Origin of the sequence: Algoriphagus sp. PAP.12 (genome assembly GCF_026652115.1) — a bacterium.
In the GTDB taxonomy this organism is placed as follows: domain Bacteria; phylum Bacteroidota; class Bacteroidia; order Cytophagales; family Cyclobacteriaceae; genus Algoriphagus.
The window spans coordinates 199,219-225,113 of sequence record NZ_JAPPSQ010000001.1; the positions used below are offsets into that span (position 1 = coordinate 199,219).

The window sequence follows — 25,895 nt, forward strand, 5'->3', positions numbered from 1 at the left end:
ATATGAAGATAGACAACAAAAAAATCTTCGAAACCTTAAATCCTAACAAGGTTTGGGTACCGGTTCTGATTGGATTAGGGATCGTCTTTGCGATGTTTTATTTCGATCCATCTGTCAATGAGGAATCCTTAAAGGGAGTTTTTGACGCGTCCATCCCTTGGCTAATTCTAGCAATCATAGTCATTCTTTTTCGCGACTTGGGCTATGTGTATCGGATTCGGGAAATCACCCAACATGATCTCACCTGGGTCAGGGCCATTTACGTCATCATTCTTTGGGAGTTTGCCTCTGCGGTCACACCATCCGTGGTTGGAGGGACAGCTGTGGCGATTTTCATTCTAAATAAAGAAGGAATCAAGCTGGGCAAAGCTATTGCTTACGTCATGGTGACGGCAATCCTGGACAATCTTTTCTTTGTCATTGGAGCACCCATCATTCTCTTTTTTGCCAAAGGGCATATTTTCCCGAGCAGCAAAGTTCTGGAAACCCAGCTCCAGGATAGTATGGAGGCAATTTTCTGGCTTAGCTATACGCTTTATGCAGTTTACAGCTTAGTCATGGCTGCAGCATTATTTTACAGACCTCGCGTATTTAAGTGGGTTTTGATCAAGATTTTCTCAATCAAATGGCTCCGAAAATGGAAACATGATGCGGTAGAATATGGCAATCAAATCATAGATGCATCCAAGGAGCTTTCCGGTAAAAACTGGCGGTATTGGATACCGATCATTTTAGCGACCATCTTCATTTGGAGCTCCAGATATCTGATGCTGAATGCCCTGATTTCTGCATTTGTCCCTCTAGACCTTAATGAAAACGTGATTGTTTTCGCGCGGCAGGTGATTATGTGGATTGTGATGATGATTTCCCCAACTCCCGGTAGTTCCGGTACTGCTGAGTTTTTCTTCGGTCAGTTCTTCACTGAATTTTTGGGGAATTACACCTTTATCACAAGTATTCTCTGGAGATTATTCTCTTACTATCCTTATTTGATTTTGGGTGCGATTTTCCTCCCGAGATGGATTCGACAGGTATTTTTCAAAAAGAAAAAAGCTAAAAAGGACTAATCATGGTTCAAGCTCTTACAGCTTTGCAAATCGCCCATATTGTGGACGGTACCTTGCGTGGAGATCATCCTGGATTGATTTCCCGTGTCAGTATCGACTCTAGGCAGATCCTTCAGCCTGAAGCAACCCTATTTGTTGCCTTGAAAGGCGCAAAAGCGGATGGGGCTACATTTATCCCTCAACTTGTCAACGAAGGAATTGCCTGTTTTTTGGTCCATAAAGGATTCCAACTTGAAGATCAGAAAATAGCGCTTATAGAAGTTCCTGATACCAAGATAGCTCTTCAAAAATTGGCTGCATTTCAACGAAAACAATTTGAAAAACCTGTCATTGGCATTACTGGTTCCAATGGTAAAACCATTGTCAAAGAATGGCTTGGACAGCTTCTGAGTCAACAATTTTCTGTTGCAAAAAGCCCTAAAAGCTATAATTCTCAAGTAGGCGTTCCGCTTTCAGTTTTTGAAATTCAATCCTATCATCAGGTAGCGATTCTGGAAGTCGGTGTTTCCAAAAAAGGAGAAATGGGGAATTTGGAGAGAATTGCCAAACCGAATCTGGGAATATTTACCAATATCGGATCAGCTCATGACTCAGGATTCGCAAATAGACTGGAAAAGGTTAAAGAAAAAGCTGAGCTATTTACAGATTCCGACCTGGTCATCTATTGCAAAGACCAGACTGAAGTAGCTCAGGTTTTAGAGAGTCAATTCTCCGAAGAGAAACTCATCTCCTGGTCTGATAAAGCCGGGGCAGATTTTACCAGATCAATCAAAATGCAGGCTGGTGTCTCCAAGATTTTTTTGATGAAATCAGACTTAAGCACCTATACTTTCCAAACGGGACTTTCTGATACCGCATCTCTCGAAAATCTTACAAACACCATCATTGGATGTCTAAGCTTAGGTCTAGATCCTCAGAAAATCCAGGAAGGAATTTCCAACCTTCGTCAGGTAAATATGCGCTTGACTTTGAAGCCGGGAATCAATGAATCCCTACTGATAGATGATACATACAACAATGATTTGGCAGGCCTTAGAGTGGCATTGGATTTTATGCGACAGCAAAGGCCCAAGAACAGGAAAATCCTGATTCTATCTGATTTCAAACAACAGGGACAGCCGGAAAAAATTTACCCGGAAGTATCAAGGTTGATCAACTCCCATGAGATCGACTTGGTGATAGCAGTTGGCACAGAAATCAATGCACTCAGAAATCTCCTCGAATCAGATTTCAATTATTTTGAATCCACCGCTGACCTGATCCAAAACCTCAATATCGAAGAATTCACCAATGATTTGATCTTGATCACAGGTGCGAGAGAATATGGTTTTGAAAATGTCGTCAATCATCTTCAGCAGAGAATCCACGGGACGACTCTGGAAATCAATCTGAATGCCTTGACCCATAATTTCAATTTTTATAAAAAGAAATTGAAGCCGACCACCAAAGTAATGGTGATGGTGAAGGCCTTTGCCTATGGTGGCGGAGCAACCGAGATCGCAAACCACATCCAACAAATGGGCGCGGATTATTTGGCGGTTGCTTATACGGATGAAGGAGTCGCGCTTAGAAAGCAAGGAATTCGACTACCTATCATGGTGCTGAATCCAATGGCTGAGTCTTTCCAACTCTGTAAGACTTTTGATCTCGAACCTGTCGTTTTTAGTTTAGATTTTTTCAAGAAACTAGCCCAATGGACTTCAGCAGAAAACCACAGCATAAAAATCCATTTGGATCTGGATACCGGAATGCATCGCTTGGGTTTTGAAAAGAATCATCTTTTGGAACTGATTCCATTAATCGGCAAAAACCCTCAATTAGAAATTGCCTCCATTTACACCCACTTAGTAGGTGCTGATGAAGAGATCCATTATTCATTTTCCATCCAGCAATTGGCACTTTTTAGCGAAATGTCTCAGATTTTGCTTCAGAGCCTTTCTTATAAACCGATCCTTCACGCATTGAATTCTGCCGGGATTGTGGCTTTCCCAGAGCATCAATTTGACATGGTAAGATTGGGAATAGGGCTTTATGGCTTAGAAGTCACTGGGAAATATTCCTCTGAACTCCAATCCATCAGTACTCTAAAAACTACTATCTCCCAAATCAAACATTTAGAAGAAGGAGAAACAGTAGGTTATTCAAGAAAAGGGGTAATGAAACAATCCGGGAAAATCGCCACACTGGCAATCGGTTATGCAGATGGCTATGACCGGAGGTTTAGCAATGGAAAAGGATTTGTTTTAATCAATGGCCAAAAAGCATCCGTGATCGGAAATGTATGTATGGACATGGTGATGGTGGATATTAGCAACTTAGATGCGAATGAAGGAGATGAGGCTATAATTTACGGCCCCGAGATTTCTCTCAAAGAATTAGCCGATCAAATAGGCACTATCCCCTACGAACTCCTAACAAATATCAGCACCAGAGTGAAGAGAGTTTACTACTTGGACTAATCAATCCATTTTCAAATCCCATTTTTTTCTAAATTCAGGAATGAGTTTGACTAAAAGAAGACTGGCCCATATAGTTTTTGAATCCAATGACCGGGCTTCCAAGTTATTTGATGTGATTTTACTGATCCTGATTTTCGGATCTGTTATCGTAGCGATTTTGGACTCTGTGGCAGATTTGAGGGCCGAATACGGAAGGGTCTTTTTTATTCTGGAACTTCTTTTCACCTTCTTGTTCACAATCGAATATATCCTCAGAGTTTGGTTGACTTCTAAGACCATGAAGTATGTTTTCAGCTTTTATGGAATCGTAGATCTATTGGCAATTCTACCAGTTTACTTGAGTTTTTTCATTGCCAATGTTCAGCTTTTGACTGTAGTAAGGGCCTTGAGGCTTCTACGAGTGGTTCGGATTCTCAAACTAGGCAGGTACCTGGCTGAAGCAGATTTTATCCAAAAATCTCTAAAAGCCAGTCTTGCGAAAATTCAAATCTTCCTCTTCACTGTGGTCACGATCGTACTAATCATGGGAACACTCATGTACATCATCGAAGGACCTGAAACAGGATTTACCAGTATTCCTAGATCCATGTACTGGGCGATTGTGACATTGACTACTGTTGGTTTTGGAGATATCACCCCTGAAACACCGCTGGGCCAATTCGTCGCTTCATTGATTATGCTTTTGGGATATGCCATTATCGCCGTACCCACTGGGATAGTAAGTGCTGAAATGGCCAAGCAAAAAAATCCAGAACATCACGCCTCCACCAGAACTTGCACTCATTGTGGAAAAGACGGATTGGACCGAGATGATCACTTTTGTAAAAATTGTGGATATCCACTTGACTAAAGCGCTTATTCGTCCAGGTTTAAGAATTCCTGAATGTTTTTGATCTTTCCAAAAAGCAACAAAAGGTCTCCTTCTTCGAGCGTATATTCTGGAGTGATAACCCCAATCACTCGCTTTTCCTTTGTTTTTATCCCCAGTAGATTGGTCTTGTCTTCCATTTTGATCACCGTCAGAATATTGAGATAAAATTCCTTTCGGATATCAGCTTCAGACACTTTCATCCCCTCATACCTCTTTGGAAGTTTTACCTCTACGATATTGTATTCATCAGAAATCTGCAATGAATCCAAAACACCCTTCATCTGAAGTCTTTTCGAAAGCCTGTCAGCGGTCTCCTCTTCTGGATGAATAATTTCGTCAACGCCGATACTTCTAATCACCGTCTCGTGAAGTGAATTGATGGCTCTGGCGATAATCCGTTTTGCTTGAAGCTGCTTGAAAATTGCCGTAGAAAGTATAGACGCTCCCACATCCTCACCAATAGCAATGATCACCACATCGGTATCACGAGCTGGAAGATTTTTGACAGCCTGAGGATCAGTAGCATTTAATGTCACCACATGGGTAACTTTATCTTTGATGATTTCAGTTCTGTTTTCATTATTATCCACACCGATCACCTCGTGACCCATTTCGGTCAACCTCATTGCCAAATAGGCACCAAAGTTCCCCATTCCTATGATGATGTATTTCATTTCAATTTCATTTAGGTGATAAAGACATTCTCGTCTGGATATTTATAGCGCTGTTCACCAACTTTCCTTACCAAAGCAATCAACAAGGTGAGTGTTCCAACTCTACCCATAAACATACAGATCATTACAACTATTTTACTGCCTGTGGCTAACTGAGAGGTAATCCCAACACTTAATCCCACAGTTGAAAAAGCACTAAATACCTCAAAGGAAACATCAATCAGATGCAATTCTGGATTGAAAAGCATCACCATAAAAATCCCCATTCCAATGACTAAGAAAGAGAGTGAAATCACAGCAAATGCTTTCCTTAACGTTTCATTGGATATTTGTCTATGAAATACCTCAACCCTCTTTTTCCCGGAAGCAATACTGAAGGTATTCAAAATGGCTACTGCAAATGTACTGGTCTTGAGACCTCCACCTGTAGACCCTGGAGAGGCTCCAATCCACATTAAAATCAGATAAATCAATATAGTAGGCACAGTCAAAGCACTCATATCGACTGTATTGAAACCCGCAGTTCTTGGTGTCACTGATCCAAAGAATGAAGTGACAAATTTCCCATAGCCACTCAAGCCTTCCAAAGTGCTGTTCCTTTCAAAAATCGCAAAAGTGACAAAACCCACAATCAACAAAATAAAGGTGGTATACAGCGAAAGCCTTGTACTGATATTAGTAACCCGAGGAACATGGCGATAGGCCTCTATCCCCAACATACTTTTTACTCCTCCAACAATTACGTGTTTGAAATAATCATAGTAATTAATCACGACAGGGAAGCCTATTCCACCGAAAATAATAGCCAATGCAAGTACCAAATGCATATTGTATGCTTCTCTGAATCCAGACTCATACAAGCCATTGCTTAAAGTTGAAAAACCCGCATTACAAAAAGCTGAAATGGCATGAAATGCAGAGAAGAACAAGTGATCACCTTTTGTGGCAAACAAACTATCATCTGTGAAATGGTAAATCAAAAAAGCAGCAACTATTTCTGTTAAAATTGTGAAAAATACAATTTTCAACAAAGTTGAATAAACCTCACTAACATTGTTTTCATTGATGTAATCCCGAATCAAAAGTTGGCTTTCCAATGAGAAACTCCCTTTGAAAAAGAATCCAAAGAAAGAAGTAAATGTCATGATACCCAATCCTCCAATTTGGAAAAGAAGCATAATTGTCACTTGACCGAAAAAGGTAAAATCTTTTGCAGTATCCAATACTATCAAGCCCGTAACGCAAACGGCAGATGTTGATGTGAAAAGAGCGTCTATAAAAGTGATTCCATTAGTAGTAGCATGTGGCAAACTAAGCAATATGGCTCCGATCAAAATCAAAATCAAAAAGCTCATAATAAACACCAAAGTTGGGCTAGCTTTGAGCTTATTGATCGTCAGACTTAACTTACTGACCTCTATAAAAAAGAGGATAACTACCAGAATGTTTACCAGAAAATACTGTTGGGAATAACTCAAAATTCCCTCTGAAAACTCCATTCCAAAAATATTCCATCTTAAAAAAGAAAACCCAATAAGGAATAAGGAGAGTAAAATTTCTAACATAACCCTTCCAACCAATATAGAAGGTTCATTCAATAGAATTTTGCAAATATATCCTACACCTATCAGGATAAGGCAAAATGTAAATACAAAAGAAGATACTGCAAACACCAATGGATCAGGATCATATCCTAGATGAAAAAGCAATATCCCGAAGGCAATAAAACTACTATACCGAACCACTACCTCCACAATTGACTTGAGCTTTCTCAAGAAATACAGATTCTTATCTGGATTGGAAAAAAATTTAAGGTTCAGTTTCATATGAGAAATCCTTCCTTGTAAAATTAATTAATCATGAAAGGTTCAACTTTTAAACTAACGATTCAACAAAAAGTCACTCTTTTTTTGGAAATATATTCACCTTTCTTTCCAAGTTTTGGGAGGAATAAATACTAGATCTGCCGCTAAACACATATGCAATTAGGCAGGCAATAGCCAAAAACACTCCTGACTCATACCCAAATAACTCCATCCCCATCACAATACATGCCATCGGTGTATTGGTAGCTCCCGAAAAGACGCCAACAAATCCCATCCCCGCCAGCAAAGCCAGAGGAAGCGGAATCCAGGTGGCCAAAGAATTTCCCAAGGTGGCTCCGGTGAAAAAAAGTGGAGTGACTTCACCTCCTTTGAAACCAGCCCCTAAGGTGAAAGTAGTCAAACCCGTTTTTGCCAACCAATCATACCAAGGCAATGGAGTCTGAAAAGCTTCTACTATCCTTGGAACTCCTAATCCCAAATAAACCGTACTGTCCGTTATCCATACAAAAAGTGCAATAAAGAGTCCACCTATGAGCGGTCTGAAAGGAGGATAAGAAATCCTCTCTTTAAAAGTTTTGGAAAAGAAATGGGAACTTTCAGCAAATAGCTTCCCTGCCAAACCGAAGATGATTCCAGCTGGAATTATCCAAAGAAAATTAATGAAAGTATGGGGTGCCACTTGGGGAATTTCATACGCAGTGTGTCCTACACCCCACCCCAATTCACAAATCCAGTCTGCTACCCATGCAGCCCAAAACGCAGGAAAAATAGATTTCCACCTCAATTTCCCGGTATGCATCCATTCCAATGCAAAAATTGCCCCTGCTAGCGGTGTTCCGAAAACAGATGCAAAACCTCCCGAAACGCCAGAAATCAACAAAATCCTCCTATTTTCAGAAGAAATGGGAATCCATTTATTCACCTGATCTGCCAATGATCCGCCCATTTGCACGGCTGTCCCCTCACGTCCAGCTGATCCTCCAAAAAAATGAGTAAAAATCGTCCCGAAAAGGACCAAAGGTGTCATTCTGAGTGGTATGGGCTGTTTTTCATCATACAATTCATCCAAAAGTAGGTTATTTCCTTTGATTGAATTTTGCCCCAGTTTATCATAGGTCCACCCGATCACAAATCCCCCTAATGGAAGAAAGGCTATGATCCAAAGGTGTGATTCACGAAAACTTGTTGCCCAGTCTAAGGTTATTAAAAAAACTGCAGATGCGGAGCCAGACAACAGCCCTACTAGGAGGCCAAGTATCAGCCACAAACCAATGTATTTTGTCCCTTTGATAAAATCCAAAACTACCTTTTAAATGAAGAATGCCAAATTAGGAATAGAAATTGGATTTTAAGTTCTAGTTAAAATAGGAAAATCCAAAGCTCAGGCTTTTATTGGCCTTTGGAGGTATCAACACACCATCATGAAAAATATTCTGATCACAGGAGGCTCTGGCTTAATCGGCCAAAAAATCACCAGCTTACTGGAGCATAAAGGCTACCAGGTTGCATGGCTCAGTAGGTCTTCCCAAGATCAAATGTCCTTTATTTGGGACATCAAAAAGCAAGAGATAGACCCTGAAGCTTTAGAATGGGCAGATGCCATTATTCATTTGGCAGGAGCAGGCGTTGCGGAAAAAAGATGGACTCCAGAAAGAAAACAAGCCATCCTACAGTCTAGAACCCAAAGTACCGCCTTGCTTCTCAGAGGAATTGAGAAAGCTGCTAACAAACCCTCAACGTTCATCTCTGCCTCAGCGGTCGGCTATTATGGGATGGATACCCAAACCAAACTAATCGACGAAAACTCTCCTTCTGGCAATGATTTTTTATCTCAAGTGGTGGTCGCTTGGGAAAATGAAGTCAAGCAAATCGAAGCCTTACACATCAGAACTGTAATGCTAAGGATCGGTATCGTCCTTTCAAGCAAGGGTGGGGCTTTGGAGGAAATGTTGAAACCACCAGTAGCTGCTCCGCTTGGATCGGGAGATCAGTGGATGAGCTGGATTCATATTGATGATCTAGCTCGGATGTTTGTCTTTGCTTTGGAAAAAACTACACTACAAGGAATCTATAATGCAGTAGGCCCTAATCCAGCCACAAATCAGCAATTGACCAAAGAGGCAGCTTATGCCAAAGGAAAAAGGTATTTAGGAATTGGGGTACCAGGGTTTATTCTAAAAATAGTATTAGGTGAAATGGCAGGAATGGTGCTTGGTGGAAATAGGGTTTCGTGTCAGAAAATCCAGAAAGCGGGATTCCATTTTGAATTTTTTGAACTGTCACCTGCTTTGAAGGACCTTTTTAGCAGATAAATTAAAGTCTTTTTCCTCTGCCGATTACAAACCAAAGTATTGTACCCAAAAATGGCACCAATGCCACGATCAAAATCCAAATGATCTTGTCTGAATCATTTGCAAAATTGCTTGTAACCACATCATAAATCGTGTAGGCATAAATTGCCAAACCAATTAATCCAAGAAAAGACATATTTAAAAGGTTGCTGTTTTTGAATTTTTTCCAATGACCAAATATATAATCGGGCCTATCAATTGAGCGAAAAGGATAATTAAAATCCAGATCAATTTCATATTCGGATCTTTAAAATTTGATCTTAGAATATCTACCAAACAATATACCCAGAAGATTAAATAAAGGAGTCCAAACAATAGAATTGACCCTCCTCCTATATTTTGAATAAATGTAAGTTGGCTCATGCCTTAGTTTCTGTTTGATGAAAAATTAGGTTCAAATTTTCTCCTTTTCTTGCTTGTTCTGCTTTTGGCCAAATATAGAAAAGTCCCAAATGGAGGAAGTAATAGGATAAATAGAATCCAAGTTAACTTCTCATGGGGAAATCTGAATTCACTTTGAATGACATCTATCAAGGCATAGGCCCAAAATCCAAATAAGGAAAGGCCAACAATAAAGGACAAACCCTGCCAAATCCAGAGATTAGTTTCTAGTACAAAAAAATCCATAAGCTTCTTATATTATATTTACCACTGTTCCTAAAATAGCTTTTTAAGAGATAAATAAGTAAGAATTTAGCTAAAATTTAACTAAAACTTTGATATGAGAAAAGGTGCGCTTTTGATGCTACTTTTGATGATAGCTAGCCTTGGCTATGCTCAGGTAGATCTAAAATATTACCTTCCTGAGGGCTATACCTACAATCCTGACATTCCTACACCCAAGGAAGTCCTAGGTTATGAGGTAGGTGAATGGCACGTTAGCCATGATCAATTGGTCATGTATATGAAGGCTGTGGCTGAAGCTTCTGACCGGGTGATTTTTGAAGAAACTGGCAGAACCTATGAGAAAAGACCTCAGACTCTTTTGACTATTTCTTCTCCTTCGAATCTTACCAAACTGGATCAAATCAAAGCTGATCGAGCAAAACTTAGAGACCCAAATGCATCTGTGGACATAGCTTCTATGCCAGTTGTGATGTTTATGGGATATTCAGTCCATGGTAATGAACCAAGTGGAGCCAATGCATCACTTTTGGCAGCCTATCATTTTGCTGCAGCTAATGAGATCGAAGCAGATCTGGAAAATGTCGTATTACTTTTAGATCCCGCAATTAACCCTGATGGCTTAAATCGATTCGCTTCATGGGTAAATTCTTTCAAAGCATATAATCTAAATGGTGATCCAAACGGACGTGAATACAATGAAGCTTGGCCAAGAGGGAGAACCAATCATTATTGGTTTGATTTGAACAGAGATTGGCTTCCTGTACAGCACCCAGAATCTAGAAATAGAGTTAAAGTCTTCCAATCCTGGTTACCAAACATCCATTTGGATTTCCATGAAATGGGAACCAACAGCACTTTCTTTTTCCAGCCTGGCGTACCGGCTAGAATGCACCCTTTGACTCCCGAGAAGAACTTTGAGTTGACCAAAAAGATCGGAACCTATCACGCAAAGGCGTTAGACAAAATCGGTTCTCTTTATTTCAACCAAGAGAATTACGATGATTTCTACTATGGAAAAGGATCAACTTATCCCGATGTACAAGGCTCTATTGGAATTTTGTTTGAGCAAGCTAGCTCACGTGGACACCTGCAGGAATCTGTAAATGGCATGCTGAGCTTTCCATTCACCATCAGAAATCAATTCACGGCTAATCTTTCCTCCTTCCAGGCTGCCAAAGAAATGCGTCAGGAATTGAACCAATGGATGAAGGATTTTTACAAAGACATCAAAACTGAAACCGATGCCGATGCGAATAAAGCTTACATTTTTGGGAATAAGGCAGATGATGCGAAAAGCTATCATTTGGCAGATTTGATTTTGCAACATGACATTAAGGTTTTCAGCCTCAATGAAGATATTACTATCAATGGTCAGGAGTTCAAAAAGGAAAATTCATACATCGTCCCTGCTGATCAACCTCAATACCGTCTGATTAAGGCGATGTTTGAGACCAGAACCAGCTTTGCAGATTCTCTCTTCTATGATATCTCTGCTTGGACTTACCCTATGGCTTTCAACTTGGACTACATGGCATTGAATAGCCGCATTTTGAATTTGGCAAGTGTACGGGAAATCGATAAGTCTCAGTTTTCTTTGAAACCGGGACAAGTATTCGGAAACGCAGGAGCTTATCAATATGCCATGGAGTGGACCGACTACTACGCTCCGAAAGCTGCTTATAAATTAATGAAAGAAGATTTCTTGATTCGAGTAGCCAATGCAGAATTCACCACTCCGGAAGGGAAGGTCTTTGGTAGAGGTACTCTTTTGATTGGTAAAGGGGAATCAGGGATGAATGACCAGGAATTCTTCCAAAAGCTTCAAGAAATCGCATCAGCTTCCACCGTTGATATTTATGCGATGAACACAGGATATACAGGAGGTGCCAACCTAGGTTCGACATTTATGTCTCCTTTGGAAGCTCCAAAAATCGCCCTTTTGGTAGATGGTGGAGTCGATAGCTATGAAGCAGGTGAAATATGGCATTTGCTTGATCAGCGATATGAGATACCGGTGACATTGCTTCCGTTGGATCGTATCAGCAGCTCAGTAATCGATCGATACAATGTTATTCTGATGCCGGATGGTTATTACAATAGTTTAGGAAAGTCAGAAGCTCAGGCATTGAGATCATGGATTAGCCAAGGGAATACATTGCTGGCAAAAGGCGGGGCGATCCGCTGGTTAGCTCAGGCTGAAGTAGAAGATTTCAAATTCCGAACCGTTGAAAATGCTGAAACTGGCCTGCAAAAGTCCTATGCAGACTATGATAATGCCTCCGGAGCAAAAGTAACCGGCGGAGCTATTTTCAACGCGAAGTTGGATATTACTCACCCAATCGGATATGGCTATTCTTCTTCAGAAATCCATACTTTCAGAAATGACAATCTGTTCTTAGAGCCATCTGAAAATCCATATGGTAACCCATTAGTTTATACAGAAAATCCTCTAGCCTCTGGATACCTTCACCCAAGCAATCTTCCAGGTATTCAAAACGGTTCTGTCATTCAGGTCCGGGGAGTCGGAAGAGGAAAAATTATCGCTTTTGCTGATAACATGAACTTCAGAGCATTCTGGTTCGGAACCAACAAACTGTACATGAATGCAATATTCTTTGGGCAAGTCATCTCAGGAGGTACTGCTCGATAAGTTTTGAATCCCGGGGTTAAGCCTCGGGATTTTTTTATTTAAACGGTGAATCCCAAGCATTTAAAACCCAGTTTAAAGAATTATGAAAAAACCTATACACTTATCACTCAGCCTATTTTTCTCACTGATCATTTTTGGAACACAGGCCCAAGAAATGGGATTTGAGGAATACAATCCACCATCCACTCTCAAAGTCCCAGAAAACCCAGTACAAAGAGCAAAGTATCCTTTTGTGGATATCCATAGCCATCAGGGAGGAATAGATCAGGCCAAAATCGAAAAGCTCGTTTCCGAAATGGACGAACTGAATATGGGAGTTTTGGTCAATCTCAGTGGACGGGGCTTTGGACGTGGAGACAGTAATTCCCAACAGGAATACATCAAATCAATGATCAATGAGTTTGACACGCATGCACCGGGTCGATTTTTGGTCTTTACCAACATCAATTTTGCGGGAATTGGGGATGAAAACTGGAGCAGAATCGCAGTCAAAGAATTAGAAGAAGACGTGGCCGCCGGAGCTGTAGGCTTGAAAATATACAAAAGCCTCGGGCTCAATGTCAAAGACATCAATGGAAATAGAGTTCCCGTAGATCATCCGGATTTGGATCCTGTTTGGGCAAAAGCAGGAGAGTTGGGAATCCCAGTGATCATTCACTCTGCCGATCCAGCTCAGTTTTGGCAACCTATGGACTCACTGAATGAAAGATGGCTTGAACTCAAAACCCACCCTAACCGACAAAGATCAGCCACAGACCCTGCACCATTTGAGCAGATCATCGCAGAACAGCACCATGTATTTGAAAAGCATCCAGAAACCACTTTCATCAATGCACATATGGGCTGGATGGCCAATGATTTGGATGCCGCTGGAGCTCATTTGGAGAAATTCCCAAACGTCAACTTCGGTATTGGTGCAGTGATCGCTGAATTTGGTAGACAACCACGAAGAGCGAAGGAGTTTTTTATCAAATATCAGGATAGACTTTTGTTTGGAAAGGATGCTTACAATCCCGAAGAATTCCACACTTATTTCCGGGTTTTAGAAACAGAGGATGAGTATTTCCCTTATTACAAAAAATACCATGCCTTCTGGAGAATGTACGGACTGGGGCTTCCGGATGAGGTTCTCAAAAAGGTCTATTACAAAAATGCGCTCCGAATCGTACCAAAGATGGACGCCTCAATTTTCCCAGAATAAACGAAGACTCAATCAAAGAAATAAATGGAAAGTCAAATTGGCTTTCCATTTTTATTTGAAAGTTGATGAAGTATCAATTTCCTTCATCCTCCCCATTTTACAGTTCAGTCACAAATCTCTACACTTCAGTCAGCTTTAATTTATAGGCCCAGAGGAAGGCTGCATATTCGAATCAAACATTGAGACGATATGACACGCCAACTTTATTTAACTGCCCTATTTTTCTTGATCCATTGGGGAGCTTTTTCCCAAACCATTATTTCTGGAAAAGTCCTTGATGAGAAAAACCTTCCTCTTCCCGGTGTAAATATTTACATCAATGGAAGCTACGATGGAGCCACTTCTGATGCAGATGGAACCTTTGAATTTGAAACAGAGGAAGAAGGTTCACAGACACTCATCTATCAATTGATGGGGTTCAAAAACCAAGAATTCACCATTGTCTGTAATTCAAATCCGATTGCTTTCCAAGATGTATCCTTGCGAGAAATGATCACTGAAATGAATGCAGTGACAATCTCAGCCGGGGCGATGCAAGCCTCGGACGCATCGAAAGCCGTTGTTTTGAAACCGCTGGATATCGTGACCACTCCAAGTGCCATGGGAGATATCATCGGAGCATTTCAAACCTTGCCTGGAACAAGCACAGTTGGCAATGACGGGAGATTGTTCGTAAGAGGTGGAGATGCCAGCGAAGTAGGAATCTACATTGACGGGTTGAGAGTAGGAAATGCCTATGGGTCTACAGCCGGAAATTTCCCGACTCGTACCCGATTCAATCCCAATCTTTTCAAGGGAACCTTCTTTTCCACAGGTGGATATTCTGCGGAATATGGGCAGGCTTTGTCATCAGCATTAGCTCTAAACTCCAAAGATATTTCACCCAGAAGTCAAGGTGATTTAAGTCTTTTGTCTTTAGGAGGAGGATATTCTCATACGCTTTCTTCTGCTAAGCAAAGCATCACCGTTACGGGCAATTTCTTTGACTTAGGCCCCTATCAAAAATTGATTAAGCAAAACATCGACTGGGAAAGAGGACCGCACAGCTGGGATTTGGAAATGGCTTCCCAGAAAAAACTATCAGACGGAAGCCTACTAAAAGTGATGGCCAGAACCGAATCAGGAGGTATGAAACTCTGGCAAAAACAAGCAGGTCAGGAAGGAAGAGGTATTTACATAGACCTCAACAACCGTTACACATTTGCTCAGTCCAATTGGAAAAAAGCCTACGAAAACGGTTGGACACTTTTCACTGGACTTTCTTACTCCAACAACACAGATGATATTTTCTATGATTCTGTCAACCTTCAAAAGAACAGCAAACTGATCCATGCCAAATTCACAGGAATTAAGGACTTCTCCGATCGGATTTCTGCCAACTCAGGAATCGAGTATATCCAAAGCGGCTACAGTGAAGGAATTGTGGAAGCTAATCTGGAGAGAGATTATGTAGACAATCAATTTTATGGATTTACTGAATGGGACTTTTATCTGAGCAAAAAACTGGTTTTTAGATCCGGATTGAGAGCAGGTCTTAGCTCTTTGAATAAGGAAAGCTGGATAGATCCAAGAGCATCATTTGCTTACCAGCTTACTGAAAAAGGACAAATCTCTTTGGCAGGAGGAACCTTCTCTCAGGTTCCCGTGGAAAACTTCAGAGTTCTCAATCCAGATTTGAAAAATGTCCAATCCAAGCACTTGATATTAAACTACCTATACAGTGAAAGTGGAAGAACTGTTCGTGCAGAGGCATTTTACAAATCTTATGAAAACTTAGTCACTTTTGATGGATTACCTCTTGCACCGGAAAATCCAATCAATGAAGGAAAGGGCTATGCCAAAGGAATGGATTTCTTCTACCGTGACAGCCGATTGATCAAAAATGTAGATTTCTGGATCACCTACAGCTTTGTAGATAGCAAAAGGCAGTTTGACCAATACAGCACAAAAGTACAGCCGGCATTTGCTCCGAAGCATAACTTCTCCTTTGTCGCAAAACATCCTATGCAGAAACTAAAGTCCCAACTTGGGTTGAGCTATTCCATGAACGACGGATATGCCTATACCGACCCCAATCAAGAAGGAGAAATGAACTCTAAGACCCTCTCATTCCAAAATCTGAGCCTAAGCTGGAGCTACTTACCCAAGCCGAACCTGATCATACACTTCGCAGTCAGCAATGTATTGGGAAGAGAAAATGTATTTGGCTACCAGTATGCGCAGACACCCAATGCATCCGGTGTTTATGAGTCTCTCCCCTCTGGACAGGCAGCACCAAGATTCCTGCTATTGGGAGTTTTTCTAACCCTTTCCAAAGACAAAACAGCTAATAATCTAAACAACTTATAATCAAAATATCATGAAAAAGTACTTTCTAATTTTCGCTCTATCTTTTATTTGGATCAACATTTTAAAAGCATCTGATCCTGCGTTTGAAAAAGCCATGGCAAAGCAAATCCAGGCTATGGAAACCATCCAAACTTTAGAAGAATCCCAAAAAGTTTCGAATACATTTTTGAGAATTTCAGAAGCCCAACCTGAGGAATGGCTTCCCCTATATTACGCAGGATTGCTTCAGATCGAGTCTGCCTTCAGATTTGATGTTGACAAAGATCAGGCCTTTGAGCAAGCATTGGAATACATTGAAAAGGCCAAGAAAATAGCTCCTGAAAACTCTGAATTAACTGCGCTGGAAGGTTATGCTATAATGGGCAAAATCAGTGTAGATCCATCCAATCGTGGACAAAGTATGACACCTCAGGCAATGCAATTATTTGGTAAAGCTATCTCTCTGGATAAGGAAAACCCACGTGCAGTGCTTCTGATGGCACAGATGGAATGGGGAATGGCTCAGTTCTTTGGATCAGGTTCTGAAAAGGCCTGTGGAATGGCAAAAATGGGAGGTGACCTGCTTCGAAAAGAAAAAGAGAAAATCACCGATTCCTACATCATGCCAACTTGGGGTTCAAGAATCGCTTCCGAATTTGAAAAGGCTTGCCAACAAAACTAACACCTAATTCAAAATGGCAGAATCGAAATACAAATCGGTTCTGCCATTTTTCCTATATTCAAATCCATGTCCAATATTTTAAAATCAGGGCTTTCCTTCAAATCAAATAGAGAGTGGAGCTATTTTAATATCCTTCGATTTATTGCAGTCCAAGCTGGAATTGCTACTACGATTCTAATTTTTGTCTGTCCCACTTGTTGGCTTTCTTGGGAAGGCCTGAAGAATATTCTACCGGAATTTCTGGTGTCTTTTATTTTTTCTTCTGTTTTGAGTTTTGGAGGAAATCTAGTGGTATTCTATTTAGATCAAAGGATTTCATGGATTGAGGCTCCTATCAAAAGGATCGTATTGACTATTGTCTTCTACATGTCCTATGCATTTGTAACCTCCTATATCATCATTGTAATTTATGCGACTATAGACGGTCAAATCCCCTCGGATAATATTCCTTGGATAGAACTTCTCCCTTATACAAAAATGCCTATGTGGGCGGCTCTTATTTTCATGGGCCTATTTACCACTTGGTCATGGCTAAAGGAATGGAGAAAATCTGCATTGGAAGCTGAAAAACTAAAATCAGAAAAACTAGCCGCTCAATATCAAGGATTGAAAAACCAGTTGAACCCACATTTTTTATTTAACTCCTTGAATGCTCTTTCAAACTTGGTTTATGAAGATGCAGACAAATCTGCAGCCTTCATCCAAAAACTTTCCAAGATATACAGGTACGTTTTGGAGGTTCAAAATGAGGAATTGGTCACCTTGAAAAGAGAAGTAGAGTTTGCCAAAAACTATCTGGATTTGCAGAAAATCCGATTTGAGGAAAGTCTTCAATTTTCGATAGAAATCCGAGAAGAAAACAATAAGTGGTTACCACCTCTCTCACTTCAGCTTTTGCTAGAAAATGCAATCAAACACAATGTGGCCAGCAAAGCCAATCCGCTAGTTATCAACATCATTCAAAAAGGAGAGGAGATGTGGATAAGTAATAATTTTCAACCAAAAAACAGTACAGAAGAATCCTCAACAGGCATAGGATTAAAGAATATAGAGCAGCGCTATCATGTATTGAGTAATCAAAAACCGGAAATAAAATCCGATGAAAATGAGTTTTTGGTTATCCTTCCACTTTTGAAAATTGAGTCATGAGAATTCTGATTATTGAAGATGAAAGTCCTGCAGCCAATCGGCTCATCAAGCTTTTAAAGCCTCATTTCCCCGAAGCGGAGATCTACGGAAACCTTGACACCATTACTTCAACAGTAAATTGGCTAGAGACTTATCCACATCCTGATCTGATTTTTTGCGACATCCAATTGGCGGATGGAAATAGCTTTGAGATCTTTAAAAATGTGCATTTATCCACACCTGTCATTTTCACCACGGCTTATGATCAATATGCCATTCAGGCTTTTCAAGTAAATGCCGTGGATTACATTTTGAAGCCAATAGATCCAGATGATTTGGAAAGAGCAATTGCCAAATTCAAATCCCAGCAACTCAAATCCGGAATTGATCTGGGAATGATCAAAGATCTGCTCGAACCGAAACAGCAAACCTTTAAATCCAGGTTTTTGGTCAAGTACGGTGAAAAAATACAAAGCATTCCTGTAGAGCAAATTTCCTTTTTCTTCAGTGAAGAGCGAGTCACTTTCCTACAAACTCATGAAGGGAAAAAATATGTGATTGATCAGACATTGGAACAAACAGAACAGCAGCTGGATCCCAAAATTTTCTTTAGGATCAACCGAAAATACCTTTGTAGCCTGGACTCTGTGAATGAAATTTTCACCTATTCAAACAGCCGGTTGAAAATTACTTTACAGCATTGTGATGATAAGGATATCCTGATCAGTCGGGAAAAAGTTCAGGAATTTAAATCCTGGCTAGACCAATAATTCTAATTTTTCGACTGATTCTGTTTATTTTTTGGAATGAATAAAGACCAGGATACTCAAAGAAAGTCTGAAGAATTAAGCTGGCTGGAGAATTTGCAGCGAAACAGCTGGGAGCCAGAGGTCATCATTTCGGGTATTATACTGGCTTTCCTATTCATCTTTCCCACTAAAATATATGAGTTCTGTGCGTATTTAATTCAGGATATCGGACTGGATTTCATCTTTGGCATGATCATCCTTTTCTACCTGACCGGCATTATCAGCATCTTCAAGATATTTTTTGTTGTGCATTTGGCATTGCGGTTCCTCTGGACAGGTTTACTGGGATTGAGTTATGCTTTTCCAAAAGGAGTAATTCAGGATAAACTTTTTAAAAATGCCCAAGGATTTGAATACCAAAGCCCTGACCAAATGGTTTTAAAACTTGAAAAAATCTGTTCAAGTACATTTGCTTACCCGGTATCCATGGTTATCGTTTTTTTGACTATGACCATTTATTTAGGATTTTTATTGTTCATCTACATTTGGTTAAACCTTTCATTTTTTCAGGTCTATACATTTTTCTTATTGTCAAGTTTATTCATCGCATTCCTGATGATGAGTAAAAGAAAAACTCAATTCAAAACATGGTATAGCAGGACCATTGTAAGTTCTATCAATGCTATTTACCAAAGCAACACAGGGAAATGGTTCTCAATTTTATATATGATATGTATCGTGATTCTTGCCACACCTATCATATATTCAGATACGGAGGACTTTTCTATGTATTTCAATGAAAGCAATGTTTTGGCAAAGGAAAGAGAGTGGCCTGCAAAGCATTTATATTTTGAAGACCATCATGATCCTCAAAAGCGATTCCCTAGAGCCTTTTTACCAAAAGAAGAGGTGGGTGATAACCGAATCCGAATAGGGCTCGCCAGGTATGAGGGCGATCGGGAAATAATGGAAGTCCTTCAGTCTGACTATTCAATTGCTTTGGATACACTCCAATGGATTGACATGGATGAAACTGCAGACCTTCACCGGATTTATATCAATGATTCTTTGGTCCTTATCAATGATTGGGGAAAGTACCGGCTATCTCCTTCCGGTCAAAAAGTCTATCAATCAACATTTAGTTTGGACGGCTTAAAATCTGGAAGGCATCAGCTAAGAGTAGAAAAATTAATCGTATCCTTTCATCCATTTACTGGTGATGCCGAAGTTAGGTTGTTAGAAAACTGGGCGAATTTTGAGTTTATAAAGAAGTGATTTTTGATCAACTATTTTTTTTAGATTTCTGTAACAAACTTTCCAGCTATGCGCCATCAGATCCTTTTATTTTTCGCTTTAGTTTTCATTTCATTTTCATGCACGAAAAAATCTGAAAACTCCACTCCTATTATTGATTTTGAAGAATTGATAGCGGATACACTTGTTTTGGAGAAAGACATGAACCTTGCAAGAATTTCTCCTTCCTTGACTTATGCTCAAACTGATAGCGGTGAGTTTCTTTTAGATTTCATAAAACTGCACCTCGTAGGTTTTCATTATCCTGAGGGAAATAAAGCATTTGAACGATTCTATTTTCCAGAAGGCCCGGATGGGTTGGGAAGTACTTCCTTTAAAAATGAGATCACTCCAAAAGGAATTTATGTGATTGATGCTGATTCAAAAATTCACCTGGCAGGTTTTGATTCTAAAGTAATCCAAAGCTGGAAATTACCGGAAACCCCAGAAGGAAGGTTGTATTCGAATTATACAGTCATGGCAGGAAACCGAATTTCAAAAATTGGCAATGAATTGCTAATTGCAGATGTTCCTTACGTGCTGAATGAAAATATAATTGATTTTCAGGATTGGGTCCTCAAATACAATTTGGAAGATTCAACATGGGACTACATTTCATTTCCCTATCCGGCTTTTATGAGAGAGTTTTATGATGACCCTAATCTGGGTACATATACCCATTTCTTTAATCCAGAAAATCAGGAGTCAATCGTTTCCTTTCCGGTTTTAGATAGTCTGATGATAATCAAGGATCAAAGCATCTCCTGGAAAGACGCTTCCCCCAAAGAACCGTTAATATTCAAAAAAGGAAAAACAGTACCATCTGGGGAATTTATCGCTTTTGAACCAGATCATGATTCGGGTCGCTATACATGGATTGATTATGATCCCTATCAAAAAATCTATTTAAGACATGCACTTTCAGGACTCAAACCTGAAGGTAGTGACCCTGAACATCCATATTATGAAAAACTAATTTTATTGAATAAAAGGCTAGAAAAAATTGCGGAGTTGGAAAATCTCCCAAATTCACACAGAGGATTTGCAACCCCTGATGGCTATTATTTTTATTTGGGATTTGGAGCGGTCGAAGAAGAGGTTCTATATGTCAAGCTAGATTTTTCAAAAATTAGTCGGTGACTTAGGTTCAAATTGAAGCAGAAGAATACGATTCGTGGGGACACGAATCTGGGCATTGATACTCTTGAAATGATTTCTGAAGATTGGAGTTAGAGATGAAGATATTATTGCAATGATTCGTAAAGGCAAGAGTCATTGCAACAAAAAACAGGAATTTTAAACCCCCAGAAACAAAAAAAGCGAGACTTACTCAGTCTCGCTTTTTACTTGTAGTTCTATTTCCTCACCAGATTCATCTAGGAATCTGTATTCCGTCACCGGTAGGGAAGAATCTTTGATCAGTTTTATCCACTTGTAATATTTGAAAAACCATTTCACTCGGCGACTTATGATGCCTGTAGTGAAATATGCGTGCAGGTAGGGATGCAGCCCGATCTGGATTTTGTCTACATTCTGAATAGTAGCAATGTGTTCCAGATCTTTTTCCAGTTTGTCGGCTACCAGGATCGAAGCCTGGATTTTTCCGGTTCCGTTACATGCCGGGCAGGTTTCCTTCGTCACGATATTGACCTCCGGCCGGACTCTTTGTCTGGTGATTTGCATGAGTCCAAATTTACTCAGAGGCAAAACAGTGTGTTTCGATCTGTCAGATTTCAGCTCCTCTTTCATCGCTTCATAGATAGCCTTTTTATTTTCGGCTCTTTTCATGTCGATAAAATCGACTACGATGATTCCTCCCATGTCTCGGAGGCGAAGCTGTCTGCCTATTTCTTTGGCAGCAACCAGGTTGGTTTTTAATGCTGTTGATTCCTGGTCACTTTCCTGATTGGACTTGTTGCCGCTGTTCACGTCGATGACGTGCAGGGCCTCTGTATGCTCGATGATCACATATCCTCCCTGAGGAAGGCTGACCGTCTGTCCAAACAGGCTTTTGATCTGCTTTTCAATTCCAAAACCCTCAAAGAGTTTGGCTTTTCCATTGTAAAGCTTGACAATTTTTTCTTTTTCAGGGGCTATTGACCTGATGTAGGATCTGATCTGATCGTAAGTTGATTCTTCTTCTACGGTGATTGCATCGAAGGATTCATTGAGAAGGTCTCTCACTAATGAGGAAGCCATACTCATCTCTCCTATGACCTTGTCACGACTTTTAGCCTTCAGCAATTTTTTCATGCCTTCTTCCCATTTGCTGAGAAGATTTCTCAGGTCTTTGTCCAGTTCGGTAACGGACTGACCTTCTGCCACGGTACGTATGATCACACCGAAATTGGCTGGCTTGATAGAATTGATGAGTCTCAATAGTCTTTTGCGCTCGTCACTGCTGCGGATTTTTTTGGAAACGTTGACCGAATCTGAAAAAGGCACCAGTACCAAGTACCGACCAGGAAGAGAGAGCTCACAGGATAGTCGGGGCCCTTTGGTTGAAATTGGCTCCTTGACGACCTGAACCAAGATTTGATTATTCTTCGAGAGAATATTGGATATCTTTCCAATCTTGTCAATCTCAGGTTCGTTTTCGAAGCCTTTCAGGTTATAGTTGCCATAATTGTTGTTGCGCACCATTTTGGTGAACTTCATCAAGCTGTTGAAATTTGGACCTAGGTCCTGGTAGTGCAGAAAGGCATCCTTTTCGTAGCCCACGTCAATGAAGGCTGCATTCAGCCCATTGACGATTTTCCGCACTGTACCTAGGTAAATATCCCCAACTTTGAACTGATTGTCCATCCCTTCGGAATGCAACTCAATCAAGCTTTTATCTTGAAGTAGGGCTATACGACTCCCGTTTTGAGCAGAATCTATTAACAATTCCGTACTCAAAATCTCGTCTTATACTATGTAAATGAACGTGTTGTTTTTGTTAAAAAACGGGTATAAGAAGAAGTATATTACTTCTTCTTATGTCTGTTTTTTCTAAGTCTTTTCTTACGCTTGTGCGTAGAGATCTTATGTCTTTTTCTTTTCTTACCGCAAGGCATAGTCTTATTATTTAAAGTGTTACAAATATTTATAGCCTGTCAAGATAGGTCTGGATACTCTCCAAAATCATAGGATCCTGAGTGATCTCCTTCACTTTCTCAAACTGAGCTTTCGCTTTATTCTTTTGATCGGCTTCGAAATAACTCACCGCCAAGTAAAATTGTCCTTGAAGGTTGTCCGGGTGATAACGAACTAATTCTTCAAATCGTTCAGTAGCTCTTTTGTACTGTCCCGACTGCATTGACAAGATTCCCATGTTGAAGAGTGCATCTTCATTTTGAGGATCTGCTTCCAAAATCTCCCTCAGCATGGTAATCCCTTGCATTGGGTTGGAAGAAGACACATAGGTCATGGCAATTTTAGATTTCAAATCCGTTCTGGTGGGATCGTTATCCAGCACCATGTTTAGATAATCACGGGTTTTTTCCGCAGTGTAATTTACTTTTTCTTGGTCTAATGCAAATGTAAATGCCTCATAAAAAGCATTTCCTGTTTCTTCAGCTAAGGCCAAATCGCCAGTTTTATCTGCTGCCAAACTTAAATAATAAGCCGCACTATCGTATTTACCCTTTTCCTGATACAGCTCAGCCAACTGTTGCATGCTCTCTGAGTAAGATTCGGAATCAGAATTGGATTTTGATTTCAAATCAGCCAGAGCAGCTTCTTTTTCAGGACTTAGCTCTGTCTCATGCATTGCTGCAGCTTCGGAACCAGAGGAATTTGAAGATTCAGATGTCGTTTCAGAAACGGCGTTCTGGGCTTCATTGTCTACCACTACTTTTGGCAGGGCGTACAAACCTGCGACTGCCAAAACTCCAATAATGATGAGAAAGAGCTGTGATTTTTTCATATCAAATAACCCCCTTGGATTAGTCCTGAGGAGCTAGTTCTTTGATTTTTTTGCTGTTTTTGATTTTCTCAACAAACACTTTGGAAGGCTTGAAAGCCGGGATGTAGTGCTCATCGATTACGATAGCGGTGTTTTTTGAAATGTTACGTGCAATCTTCTTTGCTCTCTTCTTGTTGATGAAGCTACCAAAACCTCTCACGTAAATGTTTTCTCCTTCCGACATAGAGTCTTTTACTACTTTGAAGAAAGCCTCAATTGTCTGTGTCACATCATCCTTCTGGATTCCGGTCTTATCCGAAATCTTGGTGATTACTTCTGCTTTTGTCACTGTGATTTTAATTTAGAAATTATGAAATAAGCTTAACAACCTATTAACCAAGTGTTTTTGGGACTGCAAATGTACGAGAAGCAACGCAATTAAAAAACAAATACAGAAAAATTCACCAGATTTACACAAAAGATTTTATCACCCAATGCCACACAAACCATCTGATTATCAATTATTTTCCTTCAAAATCCTGCAATGGTACGAGCAAAATCCTCGTGAACTTCCATGGAGAGGAACCTCAAATCCATACAAAATTTGGCTCTCAGAAATCATTCTTCAGCAGACCAGAATTGCTCAGGGGTTACCCTATTATGAAAAATTTGTGAAGGCTTACCCCACCGTCAAAGATTTAGCAATCGCTCCCGAAGATGAGGTACTCCGACTTTGGCAGGGTTTGGGCTATTATTCCCGTGCCCGAAACCTTCATGCTTGTGCCAAGCACATTTGGTTTGAAAGAAGGGGGCAGTTCCCAAATACCTATAAAGATCTCCTTTCTTTAAAAGGTGTAGGCAGCTATACCGCATCAGCCATTGGAAGCTTTGCATTTGGAATCCCAAAAGCAGTAGTAGATGGAAATGTGTTCCGTGTCCTAGCCAGATATTTTGGGATCGAGACTGATATTGCCAGCGCAAAAGGCAAAAAAGATTTTGAAGCTTTGGCTGATCAGCTTATCCCCCATGACAATCCTGGTGACTACAATCAAGCTATTATGGATTTTGGATCGCGACAATGCGTTCCAGCGAATCCGAATTGTGAGGATTGCCCTTTAAAGTCCAATTGCTTTGCTTTTAATAATGAATTGGTGAAAGCCCTTCCTGTCAAAATCAATAAAATCAAAATCAAAGAAAGACATCTACACTACTTTATAATAAGGTGTGGAGAAAAATGGGTCTGGAAAAAAAGAACGTCAGGGGATATTTGGGAAGGTTTATTTGATTTCCCACATCTAGAAAACACCCAAAAGGAATCCGATCAAACACTAGAAATTCCCTTCGAAAGCGAGAAAAAGACCCAGTTCCCGAAAAATTATCGACACATTCTGTCGCATCAGAAATTGAATGCAATTTTCTCTGAAATTGAAATTGCCGAAGAAAACATGGAAAACCTTCAGGATTGGGCTGAAAACAGGGGCTATATTTTGGTAGAGGAGGAAAAAATCGAATATCTGGCCAAGCCAAAGTTGATCGTAAATTTTTTGAACGATCAGGGCTTTTGACTAACTTCATCAATCCAAGCTAGAATATAAAATCAACGAATAAATGGCAGGAGTAAATAAGGTAATCCTATTAGGAAATCTGGGAGCAGACCCAGAAGTGAAGTATTTGGAAGGAGATAATGTCGTGGCAAACCTTCGACTGGCGACAACCGAGTCTTACAAAGACAGAAATGGGAATCGTGTAGATCAAACCGAATGGCATGATTTGGAACTTTGGGGAGGTCAGGCAAAAATAGCTGAGCAATACCTGAAAAAAGGAATGCAAATCTATGTAGAGGGTAAAATCAAGTCAGACACATGGCAGGATGACCAAGGTCAAAACAGAAAAAGGACGAAGATCCGTGTTTTGAGCTTTACAATGCTAGGAAGTAGACAAGAAAATGGAGGTCAAGAAGGAGGAAACACTTATCAGCAACCACGTCAAGCAAGTACTCCTACGGCAGTCAGCAATGCCCCGGCTCCTGATTTGAGTCCAAGTAGTGCAGATGATGATGATTTACCATTCTGATTTGACTCCCCTGAAGTTGATTTTCAGGGG

23 protein-coding genes are annotated in these 25,895 nt (G+C 40.3%); 14 read left to right on the plus strand and 9 right to left on the minus strand.

Going from position 1 to position 25,895, the window contains the following annotated elements; genetic code table 11:
* Nucleotides 1–2: 2 nt before the first annotated feature.
* Genes O0V13_RS00800 through O0V13_RS00810 form a run of 3 tightly spaced genes read left to right on the plus strand, consistent with a single transcriptional unit; the run spans nucleotide 3 to nucleotide 4,376 of the window.
* The gene (locus O0V13_RS00800; RefSeq protein ID WP_268033092.1) at nucleotides 3–1,067 is read left to right on the plus strand and encodes a lysylphosphatidylglycerol synthase transmembrane domain-containing protein; all 1,065 of its coding nucleotides are present in this window, start codon (nucleotides 3–5) and stop codon (nucleotides 1,065–1,067) included.
* A 2-nt stretch (nucleotides 1,068–1,069) separates the two neighbouring features.
* A complete protein-coding gene (locus tag O0V13_RS00805; protein WP_268033093.1) occupies nucleotides 1,070–3,526 on the plus strand; it encodes a bifunctional UDP-N-acetylmuramoyl-tripeptide:D-alanyl-D-alanine ligase/alanine racemase in 2,457 nt (818 codons plus the stop codon).
* Nucleotides 3,527–3,566: 40 nt separating this feature from the next.
* Nucleotides 3,567–4,376 carry an ion transporter gene (locus tag O0V13_RS00810; RefSeq protein WP_268033094.1) on the plus strand — a complete coding sequence of 270 codons (810 nt, stop codon included), beginning with the start codon at nucleotides 3,567–3,569 and terminating at the stop codon, nucleotides 4,374–4,376.
* A 5-nt stretch (nucleotides 4,377–4,381) separates the two neighbouring features.
* Here the strand turns inward: O0V13_RS00810 and O0V13_RS00815 are convergent, their stop codons facing one another.
* From O0V13_RS00815 to O0V13_RS00825, 3 genes are all read right to left on the minus strand, one after another.
* A complete protein-coding gene (locus O0V13_RS00815; protein WP_268033095.1) occupies nucleotides 4,382–5,071 on the minus strand; it encodes a potassium channel family protein in 690 nt (229 codons plus the stop codon).
* 11 nt (nucleotides 5,072–5,082) lie between these two features.
* Nucleotides 5,083–6,897, minus strand: coding sequence for a TrkH family potassium uptake protein (locus tag O0V13_RS00820; protein WP_268033096.1), 1,815 nt, complete (start codon nucleotides 6,895–6,897; stop codon nucleotides 5,083–5,085).
* A 73-nt stretch (nucleotides 6,898–6,970) separates the two neighbouring features.
* Nucleotides 6,971–8,164, minus strand: coding sequence for a voltage-gated chloride channel family protein (locus O0V13_RS00825; protein ID WP_268033097.1), 1,194 nt, complete (start codon nucleotides 8,162–8,164; stop codon nucleotides 6,971–6,973).
* Between the two features lie 154 nt (nucleotides 8,165–8,318).
* Between O0V13_RS00825 and O0V13_RS00830 the strand changes: the two genes are divergently transcribed.
* Nucleotides 8,319–9,209: a TIGR01777 family oxidoreductase gene (locus O0V13_RS00830; protein ID WP_268033098.1), complete on the plus strand. Its 891-nt coding sequence runs from the start codon at nucleotides 8,319–8,321 to the stop codon at nucleotides 9,207–9,209.
* Nucleotide 9,210: 1 nt separating this feature from the next.
* Here O0V13_RS00830 and O0V13_RS00835 read toward each other — a convergent pair whose 3' ends face one another.
* Genes O0V13_RS00835 through O0V13_RS21700 form a run of 3 tightly spaced genes read right to left on the minus strand, consistent with a single transcriptional unit; the run spans nucleotide 9,211 to nucleotide 9,875 of the window.
* Entirely contained in the window at nucleotides 9,211–9,384 is a 174-nt protein-coding gene (locus O0V13_RS00835; RefSeq protein WP_268033099.1) for a PLD nuclease N-terminal domain-containing protein, read from the minus strand.
* Nucleotides 9,385–9,386: 2 nt separating this feature from the next.
* On the minus strand, nucleotides 9,387–9,611 hold the full coding sequence (locus O0V13_RS21695) for a PLDc N-terminal domain-containing protein (protein ID WP_442780904.1): 225 nt from the start codon (nucleotides 9,609–9,611) through the stop codon (nucleotides 9,387–9,389).
* A gap of 3 nt (nucleotides 9,612–9,614) precedes the next feature.
* Nucleotides 9,615–9,875: a PLD nuclease N-terminal domain-containing protein gene (locus tag O0V13_RS21700; protein ID WP_442780905.1), complete on the minus strand. Its 261-nt coding sequence runs from the start codon at nucleotides 9,873–9,875 to the stop codon at nucleotides 9,615–9,617.
* 94 nt (nucleotides 9,876–9,969) lie between these two features.
* On the opposite strand from O0V13_RS21700, the gene O0V13_RS00840 reads away from it, so the two are divergent.
* The 8 genes from O0V13_RS00840 (at nucleotide 9,970) to O0V13_RS00875 (ending at nucleotide 21,046) form a co-directional block, all read left to right on the plus strand.
* The gene (locus tag O0V13_RS00840) at nucleotides 9,970–12,525 is read left to right on the plus strand and encodes a M14 family metallopeptidase (protein ID WP_268033100.1); all 2,556 of its coding nucleotides are present in this window, start codon (nucleotides 9,970–9,972) and stop codon (nucleotides 12,523–12,525) included.
* A gap of 82 nt (nucleotides 12,526–12,607) precedes the next feature.
* Entirely contained in the window at nucleotides 12,608–13,726 is a 1,119-nt protein-coding gene (locus O0V13_RS00845) for an amidohydrolase family protein (RefSeq protein WP_268033101.1), read from the plus strand.
* A gap of 189 nt (nucleotides 13,727–13,915) precedes the next feature.
* Nucleotides 13,916–16,075, plus strand: coding sequence for a TonB-dependent receptor (locus O0V13_RS00850; protein WP_268033102.1), 2,160 nt, complete (start codon nucleotides 13,916–13,918; stop codon nucleotides 16,073–16,075).
* Nucleotides 16,076–16,085: 10 nt separating this feature from the next.
* Nucleotides 16,086–16,736 carry a hypothetical protein gene (locus O0V13_RS00855; protein WP_268033103.1) on the plus strand — a complete coding sequence of 217 codons (651 nt, stop codon included), beginning with the start codon at nucleotides 16,086–16,088 and terminating at the stop codon, nucleotides 16,734–16,736.
* A 66-nt stretch (nucleotides 16,737–16,802) separates the two neighbouring features.
* The gene (locus O0V13_RS00860; RefSeq protein WP_268033104.1) at nucleotides 16,803–17,885 is read left to right on the plus strand and encodes a sensor histidine kinase; all 1,083 of its coding nucleotides are present in this window, start codon (nucleotides 16,803–16,805) and stop codon (nucleotides 17,883–17,885) included.
* Nucleotides 17,882–18,634, plus strand: a complete 753-nt coding sequence (locus tag O0V13_RS00865; RefSeq protein WP_268033105.1) for a LytR/AlgR family response regulator transcription factor — start codon at nucleotides 17,882–17,884, stop codon at nucleotides 18,632–18,634. The genes O0V13_RS00860 and O0V13_RS00865 overlap by 4 nt, the downstream gene beginning before the upstream one ends.
* Nucleotides 18,635–18,670: 36 nt before the next feature.
* On the plus strand, nucleotides 18,671–19,888 hold the full coding sequence (locus tag O0V13_RS00870) for a hypothetical protein (RefSeq protein ID WP_268033106.1): 1,218 nt from the start codon (nucleotides 18,671–18,673) through the stop codon (nucleotides 19,886–19,888).
* Nucleotides 19,889–19,936: 48 nt separating this feature from the next.
* On the plus strand, nucleotides 19,937–21,046 hold the full coding sequence (locus O0V13_RS00875) for a DUF4221 family protein (RefSeq protein WP_268033107.1): 1,110 nt from the start codon (nucleotides 19,937–19,939) through the stop codon (nucleotides 21,044–21,046).
* Nucleotides 21,047–21,232: 186 nt separating this feature from the next.
* Here the strand turns inward: O0V13_RS00875 and O0V13_RS00880 are convergent, their stop codons facing one another.
* The 3 genes from O0V13_RS00880 to O0V13_RS00890 all read right to left on the minus strand — a co-directional run bounded on the left by O0V13_RS00880 (nucleotide 21,233) and on the right by O0V13_RS00890 (nucleotide 24,141).
* On the minus strand, nucleotides 21,233–22,804 hold the full coding sequence (locus O0V13_RS00880; protein WP_268033108.1) for an Rne/Rng family ribonuclease: 1,572 nt from the start codon (nucleotides 22,802–22,804) through the stop codon (nucleotides 21,233–21,235).
* 187 nt (nucleotides 22,805–22,991) lie between these two features.
* Nucleotides 22,992–23,813 (minus strand): tetratricopeptide repeat protein, encoded by an 822-nt coding sequence (locus O0V13_RS00885; protein ID WP_268033109.1) that lies wholly within the window; start codon nucleotides 23,811–23,813, stop codon nucleotides 22,992–22,994.
* A 19-nt stretch (nucleotides 23,814–23,832) separates the two neighbouring features.
* Nucleotides 23,833–24,141 carry an HU family DNA-binding protein gene (locus O0V13_RS00890; RefSeq protein ID WP_026956267.1) on the minus strand — a complete coding sequence of 103 codons (309 nt, stop codon included), beginning with the start codon at nucleotides 24,139–24,141 and terminating at the stop codon, nucleotides 23,833–23,835.
* A gap of 145 nt (nucleotides 24,142–24,286) precedes the next feature.
* On the opposite strand from O0V13_RS00890, the gene mutY reads away from it, so the two are divergent.
* Both mutY and O0V13_RS00900 read left to right on the plus strand, forming a co-directional pair.
* On the plus strand, nucleotides 24,287–25,357 hold the full coding sequence (gene mutY / locus O0V13_RS00895) for an A/G-specific adenine glycosylase (protein WP_268033110.1): 1,071 nt from the start codon (nucleotides 24,287–24,289) through the stop codon (nucleotides 25,355–25,357).
* Between the two features lie 43 nt (nucleotides 25,358–25,400).
* Nucleotides 25,401–25,865: a single-stranded DNA-binding protein gene (locus O0V13_RS00900; RefSeq protein ID WP_268033111.1), complete on the plus strand. Its 465-nt coding sequence runs from the start codon at nucleotides 25,401–25,403 to the stop codon at nucleotides 25,863–25,865.
* Nucleotides 25,866–25,895 lie beyond the last annotated feature (30 nt).

What these genes read in the sequence shown, in the direction of transcription:
- O0V13_RS00900 (WP_268033111.1), top strand. Translation starts at nt 25,401, where the DNA reads ATGGCAGGAGTAAATAAGGTAATCCTATTAGGAAATCTGGGAGCAGAC.
- mutY (WP_268033110.1), top strand. Translation starts at nt 24,287, where the DNA reads ATGCCACACAAACCATCTGATTATCAATTATTTTCCTTCAAAATCCTG.
- O0V13_RS00835 (WP_268033099.1), bottom strand. Translation starts at nt 9,384, where the DNA reads ATGTCTTTTCTTGGATTAATTGGTTTGGCAATTTATGCCTACACGATT.
- O0V13_RS00820 (WP_268033096.1), bottom strand. Translation starts at nt 6,897, where the DNA reads ATGAAACTGAACCTTAAATTTTTTTCCAATCCAGATAAGAATCTGTAT.
- O0V13_RS00875 (WP_268033107.1), top strand. Translation starts at nt 19,937, where the DNA reads ATGCGCCATCAGATCCTTTTATTTTTCGCTTTAGTTTTCATTTCATTT.
- O0V13_RS00805 (WP_268033093.1), top strand. Translation starts at nt 1,070, where the DNA reads ATGGTTCAAGCTCTTACAGCTTTGCAAATCGCCCATATTGTGGACGGT.
- O0V13_RS00830 (WP_268033098.1), top strand. Translation starts at nt 8,319, where the DNA reads ATGAAAAATATTCTGATCACAGGAGGCTCTGGCTTAATCGGCCAAAAA.
- O0V13_RS21695 (WP_442780904.1), bottom strand. Translation starts at nt 9,611, where the DNA reads ATGAGCCAACTTACATTTATTCAAAATATAGGAGGAGGGTCAATTCTA.
- O0V13_RS00885 (WP_268033109.1), bottom strand. Translation starts at nt 23,813, where the DNA reads ATGAAAAAATCACAGCTCTTTCTCATCATTATTGGAGTTTTGGCAGTC.
- O0V13_RS00850 (WP_268033102.1), top strand. Translation starts at nt 13,916, where the DNA reads ATGACACGCCAACTTTATTTAACTGCCCTATTTTTCTTGATCCATTGG.
- O0V13_RS21700 (WP_442780905.1), bottom strand. Translation starts at nt 9,875, where the DNA reads ATGGATTTTTTTGTACTAGAAACTAATCTCTGGATTTGGCAGGGTTTG.
- O0V13_RS00800 (WP_268033092.1), top strand. Translation starts at nt 3, where the DNA reads ATGAAGATAGACAACAAAAAAATCTTCGAAACCTTAAATCCTAACAAG.
- O0V13_RS00810 (WP_268033094.1), top strand. Translation starts at nt 3,567, where the DNA reads ATGAGTTTGACTAAAAGAAGACTGGCCCATATAGTTTTTGAATCCAAT.
- O0V13_RS00845 (WP_268033101.1), top strand. Translation starts at nt 12,608, where the DNA reads ATGAAAAAACCTATACACTTATCACTCAGCCTATTTTTCTCACTGATC.
- O0V13_RS00865 (WP_268033105.1), top strand. Translation starts at nt 17,882, where the DNA reads ATGAGAATTCTGATTATTGAAGATGAAAGTCCTGCAGCCAATCGGCTC.
- O0V13_RS00815 (WP_268033095.1), bottom strand. Translation starts at nt 5,071, where the DNA reads ATGAAATACATCATCATAGGAATGGGGAACTTTGGTGCCTATTTGGCA.
- O0V13_RS00860 (WP_268033104.1), top strand. Translation starts at nt 16,803, where the DNA reads ATGTCCAATATTTTAAAATCAGGGCTTTCCTTCAAATCAAATAGAGAG.
- O0V13_RS00855 (WP_268033103.1), top strand. Translation starts at nt 16,086, where the DNA reads ATGAAAAAGTACTTTCTAATTTTCGCTCTATCTTTTATTTGGATCAAC.
- O0V13_RS00870 (WP_268033106.1), top strand. Translation starts at nt 18,671, where the DNA reads ATGAATAAAGACCAGGATACTCAAAGAAAGTCTGAAGAATTAAGCTGG.
- O0V13_RS00840 (WP_268033100.1), top strand. Translation starts at nt 9,970, where the DNA reads ATGAGAAAAGGTGCGCTTTTGATGCTACTTTTGATGATAGCTAGCCTT.